The organism is Pseudomonas sp. UBA6276, from assembly GCF_002438365.1.
In the GTDB taxonomy this organism is placed as follows: domain Bacteria; phylum Pseudomonadota; class Gammaproteobacteria; order Pseudomonadales; family Pseudomonadaceae; genus Aquipseudomonas; species Aquipseudomonas coleopterorum.
This window is the reverse complement of sequence record NZ_DJUS01000099.1, coordinates 220-5,657: the sequence shown is the minus strand read 5'-3', so window position 1 is coordinate 5,657 and position 5,438 is coordinate 220. Positions and strand designations below refer to the sequence as shown.

4 protein-coding genes and 1 pseudogene are annotated in these 5,438 nt (G+C 61.5%); all 5 read left to right on the top strand.

Annotated elements, in window-relative coordinates:
- Window positions 1-2,274 (top strand): translation initiation factor IF-2 (gene infB, locus B2V21_RS11230; RefSeq protein WP_286916886.1); only part of this gene is annotated, 2,274 nt, incomplete at its 5' end.
- 111 nt (window positions 2,275-2,385) lie between these two features.
- The gene (gene rbfA / locus B2V21_RS11225; protein WP_049858671.1) at window positions 2,386-2,787 is read left to right on the top strand and encodes a 30S ribosome-binding factor RbfA; all 402 of its coding nucleotides are present in this window, start codon (window positions 2,386-2,388) and stop codon (window positions 2,785-2,787) included.
- A 5-nt stretch (window positions 2,788-2,792) separates the two neighbouring features.
- Window positions 2,793-3,710 (top strand): tRNA pseudouridine(55) synthase TruB, encoded by a 918-nt coding sequence (truB, locus tag B2V21_RS11220; protein ID WP_286916885.1) that lies wholly within the window; start codon window positions 2,793-2,795, stop codon window positions 3,708-3,710.
- Window positions 3,711-3,853: 143 nt separating this feature from the next.
- Window positions 3,854-4,123 (top strand): 30S ribosomal protein S15, encoded by a 270-nt coding sequence (rpsO, locus tag B2V21_RS11215; protein ID WP_043190760.1) that lies wholly within the window; start codon window positions 3,854-3,856, stop codon window positions 4,121-4,123.
- A gap of 251 nt (window positions 4,124-4,374) precedes the next feature.
- Window positions 4,375-5,438, top strand: a pseudogene (locus B2V21_RS11210) (polyribonucleotide nucleotidyltransferase); the annotation flags it as partial.

Genomic DNA, 5,438 nt, shown 5'->3' with positions numbered 1-5,438 from the left:
AGCATCAGCGTAGAAGTACGCAAGAAGAAAGTATTCGTTCAGCGCAGCCCGGAAGAAATCCAGGCCGAGCAGAAGCGTGAGCTCGAAGAGCGTCGCGCAGCGGAAAATGCTGCCCGTCAGAAGGCTGAGCAGGAAGCCCGTTCGCGTGCCGAAGAAGAAGCACGCAAGCAGCCTGGCAGCACCGTTCAGACGGACGCCCCTGCCGCACCGGCACCAGCTCCATCGGCACCGAGCGTCGATGTGGCTGCCGTTGCTCCGGCACCGGCGCCCGAGCGCAAGAAGGAAGAGCCTCGTCGTCCCGACAAGCCGCGCAACGACGATCGTCGCAGCGGCAGTGGCAACAGTGATGGCGAGCGCAAGAACCAGCCTCACCGTGCCACCGTCAAGGAGAAGGCTCCGACTCCGCGCGCCGCGCCTCGTACCACCGACGAAGAAAGCGATGGCTTCCGTCGTGGCGGTCGTGGCAAGGGCAAGCTGAAGAAGCGCAACGCCCACGGCTTCCAGAGTCCTACCGGTCCTCTGGTGCGTGACGTGAAAATCGGCGAGACCATCTCTGTCGGCGATCTCGCTGCGCAGATGTCGGTCAAGGCTGCCGAGATCATCAAGTTCATGTTCAAGCTGGGCACTCCGGCCACCATCAACCAGGTGCTGGATCAGGAAACTGCTCAGCTGGTTGCCGAGGAGCTGGGCCACAAGGTGACCCTGGTCAGCGACACCGCTCTGGAAGATTCCCTGGCCGAATCGCTGAAGTTCGAAGGTGAAGCCTTCGCTCGTGCTCCGGTCGTGACCGTCATGGGCCACGTTGACCACGGCAAGACCTCGCTGCTCGACTACATTCGTCGTGCCAAGGTCGCTGCTGGTGAAGCCGGCGGCATCACTCAGCACATCGGTGCCTACCACGTTGAAACCGAGCGCGGCATGGTCACCTTCCTCGACACCCCGGGCCACGCCGCGTTTACCGCGATGCGTGCCCGTGGTGCCAAGGCGACGGACATCGTGATCCTGGTGGTCGCGGCGGACGACGGCGTGATGCCGCAAACCATCGAAGCCGTTCAGCATGCGAAAGCCGCTGGCGTGCCACTGGTGGTCGCGGTGAACAAGATCGACAAGCCAGGTGCCGACCTGGACCGTATCCGCAGCGAGCTGTCGGTTCACGGTGTGACTTCCGAAGAGTGGGGCGGCGACACCCCGTTCGTACCGGTTTCGGCCAAGCAAGGTACGGGCGTCGACGAATTGCTCGAAGCTGTGTTGCTGCAGGCTGAAGTACTGGAATTGACCGCAACGCCTTCGGCTCCTGGCCGTGGTGTGGTCGTCGAATCGCGCCTGGACAAGGGCCGCGGTCCGGTAGCCACCGTGCTGGTTCAGGACGGTACGCTGCGTCAGGGCGACATGGTGCTGGTCGGTTCGAACTACGGCCGTGTACGGGCCATGCTCGACGAGAACGGCAAGCCGATCAAGGAAGCCGGTCCGGCCATCCCGGTCGAGATCTTGGGCCTTGACGGTACCCCGGATGCTGGCGACGAGATGAGCGTGGTTGCCGACGAGAAGAAAGCCCGTGAAGTGGCTCTGTTCCGTCAAGGCAAGTTCCGCGAAGTCAAGCTGGCCCGTGCTCACGCCGGCAAGCTGGAAAACATCTTCGAGAACATGGGTCAGGAAGAGAAGAAGACGCTCAACATCGTCCTCAAATCCGACGTCCGTGGATCGCTAGAAGCGTTGCAGGGCGCCTTGAACGGCCTGGGCAACGACGAAGTGCAGGTGCGTGTGGTCGGTGGCGGCGTCGGTGGTATCACCGAATCCGATGCCAACCTGGCCCTGGCTTCGACAGCGGTACTGTTCGGCTTCAACGTGCGGGCCGATGCCGGCGCGCGCAAGATCGTCGAGCAGGAAGGTCTGGATATGCGTTACTACAACGTGATCTACGACATCATCGAAGACGTCAAGAAAGCCCTGACCGGTATGCTCGGCAGCGATGTTCGCGAGAACATCCTGGGTATCGCCGAAGTGCGTGACGTGTTCCGTTCGCCGAAGTTCGGTGCGATCGCCGGCTGCATGGTCATCGAGGGTGTGGTCTTCCGCAACCGTCCGATCCGTGTACTGCGCGAAGACATCGTGATCTTCGAAGGCGAGCTGGAATCGCTGCGTCGCTTCAAGGACGATGCGTCCGAAGTGCGTGCCGGCATGGAATGCGGTATCGGCGTGAAGAGCTACAACGACGTCAAGGTCGGTGACAAGATCGAAGTCTTCGAGAAAGTCCAAGTGGCTCGTACCCTCTAAGCCGCGACCTCCAGGAACCGGTCCGGCCATCGCCGGGCAGGTTCTAAACGCAACGCCCGATCCGGCCCAGCCTGATCGGGCGTTTGCCGCTCTAGTTACAGGTAATGAAACATGGCAAAAGAATACAGCCGTACCCAGCGCATCGGCGATCAGATGCAGCGTGAACTGGCGCAACTGATCCGTCGCGAAGTCAAGGATCCACGCGTCGGCCTGGTCACCATCACAGCGGTGGAAGTCAGCCGCGATGTCGGCCATGCCAAGGTGTTCATCACCGTCATGGGCCAGGACAGCGCTGCTGATATCGCCCAGAGCATCAAGGTGCTGAACTCGGCCGCCGGCTTCCTGCGCATGCAGTTGGCCAAGGAAATGAAGTTGCGCAGCGTGCCGCAACTGCATTTCCACTACGACGAAAGCGTGAGCCGTGGCGCTCATCTCTCGGCGTTGATCGAGCGTGCCGTGGCCGAAGACAGCCAGCATCACGCAGACGATTCGGCCGAAGAGTCCAAGGAGTAATCCCGGTGGCTCAGGTCAAGCGTATCCGTCGCAACGTCAGTGGCATCATCCTGCTGGACAAGCCACTGGGGTTCACTTCCAACGCGGCTTTGCAGAAAGTGCGCTGGCTGCTCAATGCCGAGAAGGCCGGTCATACCGGCAGCCTTGACCCCTTGGCTACCGGCGTGCTGCCGCTGTGCTTTGGCGAGGCGACCAAATTCTCCCAGTACCTGCTCGACTCCGACAAGGGCTATGAGACATTGGCCCAGTTGGGCAAGACCACGACCACGGCCGATGCCGAGGGCGAGGTTCTGCAGACCCGCGAGGTGACCGTCGGTCAGTCCGACATCGAAGCCGTGTTGCCTCGATTCCGCGGGCAGATCAGCCAGATACCGCCGATGTACTCGGCGCTCAAGCGTGACGGCCAGCCGCTCTACAAACTGGCGCGTGCCGGTGAAGTAGTGGAGCGCGAGCCGCGTTCTGTTACTATTGCGCGGCTCGAATTGCTTGGCTGCGAGCAGACCACTGCGCGGTTCGCCGTGGACTGCAGCAAAGGCACCTACATTCGGACCCTGGTCGAGGACATCGGCGAGGCGTTGGAGTGTGGTGCGTACGTCGCCGAGCTGCGTCGGACCCAGGCGGGCCCGTTCAGCCTGGCGCAAACCGTGACACTGGAAGAGCTTGAAGCGGTGCATGCCGAGGGCGGAAACGAGGCGGTGGACAGGTTCCTGCTGCCATCGGACAGCGGCCTGCAGGATTGGCCACTGCTGCAGTTCTCGGAGCACAGTGCGTTCTACTGGCTTCATGGCCAGCCTGTAAGGGCTCCGGAAGCCCCCAAGTTCGGCATGGTGCGGGTACAGGATCACAATGGTCGCTTCATCGGTATCGGTGAAGTGAGCGAAGACGGGCGCATTGCGCCGCGTCGCTTGATTCGGTCGGAATGACCGATCCCGGTCGTCACGGTGTTCGTGACGGCTGGTCGAGGACGGCTGTCAACAGGCACGGTCGCGCCTCTTCTCATGAATACAGGGTTCTGCCCTGGCCTGTTGGACACTGCATGCAGTGCCCTTGATAGTGGAGATGCCTCATGGCTCTTAGCGTTGAAGACAAAGCTCAAATCGTTGCCGACTACCAGCAAGCCGTTGGTGATACCGGTTCGCCAGAAGTGCAGGTTGCACTGCTGACGCACAACATCAACAAGCTGCAGGGTCACTTCAAGGCCAACGGCAAAGACCACCACTCCCGTCGTGGTCTGATCCGCATGGTCAACCAGCGCCGCAAGCTGCTGGACTACCTGAAGGGCAAGGACGTCACCCGTTACAGCGCCCTGATCGGTCGTCTGGGTCTGCGTCGCTAATAGCGGCTCGACACGCGGTGACAAGCGTGGTTCGCCATGTTCGCAGGCCTGGGCACAAGCTCGGGCCTGCGAGGGCGCCACGCGCAATCCTGAGGTTGGTTGTCTGTCGTACCCCAGCGGGTTTCTCGCAGGGGCGGGCAGGCTCCCAGCCTCAAGTTGTATCTGGACGGTCAACGGGGCCGATTCCCCGCTCTGCCCAAGAATTTCGCAAGAAACCAGTTCCCCCAAGAGCCAACAGAAGGTAGGAAACCGTGAACCCGGTAATCAAGACGTTTCAATTCGGTCAATCGACCGTAACCCTCGAAACGGGCCGCATTGCCCGTCAAGCCTCCGGCGCCGTACTGGTCACCGTCGATAACGACGTGACCGTGCTGGTTACCGTGGTAGGTGCCAAGCAAGCCGATCCAGGCAAAGGCTTTTTCCCGCTGTCCGTGCACTACCAGGAAAAGACCTACGCTGCCGGCAAGATCCCCGGTGGTTTCTTCAAGCGTGAAGGCCGTCCTTCCGAAAAAGAAACCCTGACTTCGCGTTTGATCGATCGCCCGATCCGCCCCCTGTTCCCAGAAGGCTTCATGAACGAAGTGCAGGTCGTCTGCACCGTCGTTTCCACCAGCAAGAAAACCGATCCGGACATCGCTGCGATGATCGGTACCTCGGCAGCCCTGGCTATTTCCGGCATTCCGTTCGATGGTCCGATCGGCGCTGCGCGCGTGGCTTTCCACGAGAGCACTGGCTACCTGCTGAACCCGACCTACGAGCAGCAGCAGGCGTCGAGCCTGGACATGGTCGTGGCCGGTACCAAAGACGCCGTGCTGATGGTTGAATCGGAAGCCAAAGAGCTGACCGAAGACCAGATGCTGGGCGCTGTGCTGTTCGCCCACGACGAGTTCCAGTCGGTCATCAAGGCCGTTGGCGAGCTGGCTGCCGAAGCCGCCAAGCCTACCTGGAGCTGGACGCCGAAAGCCTGGAACACCGAGCTGCTCGGCGCGATCCGTGGCGAATTCGGCGACGCCGTTTCCCAGGCCTACACCATCACCGTCAAGGCCGATCGCTACGCCAAGCTGGGCGAGCTGCGTGAGCAGGTAATTGCCAAGTTCTCCGGCGAAGAAGGTCAGCCGACCGCAGCCGAAGTGAAGGAAATCTTCGGCGAGATCGAGTACCGCACCGTTCGCGAAAACATCGTCAACGGCAAGCCACGCATCGACGGTCGCGACACCAAGACCGTGCGTCCGCTGAACATCGAAGTCGGTGTACTGCCCAAGACCCACGGCTCGGCTCTGTTCACCCGTGGTGAAACCCAGGCGCTGGTCGTCGC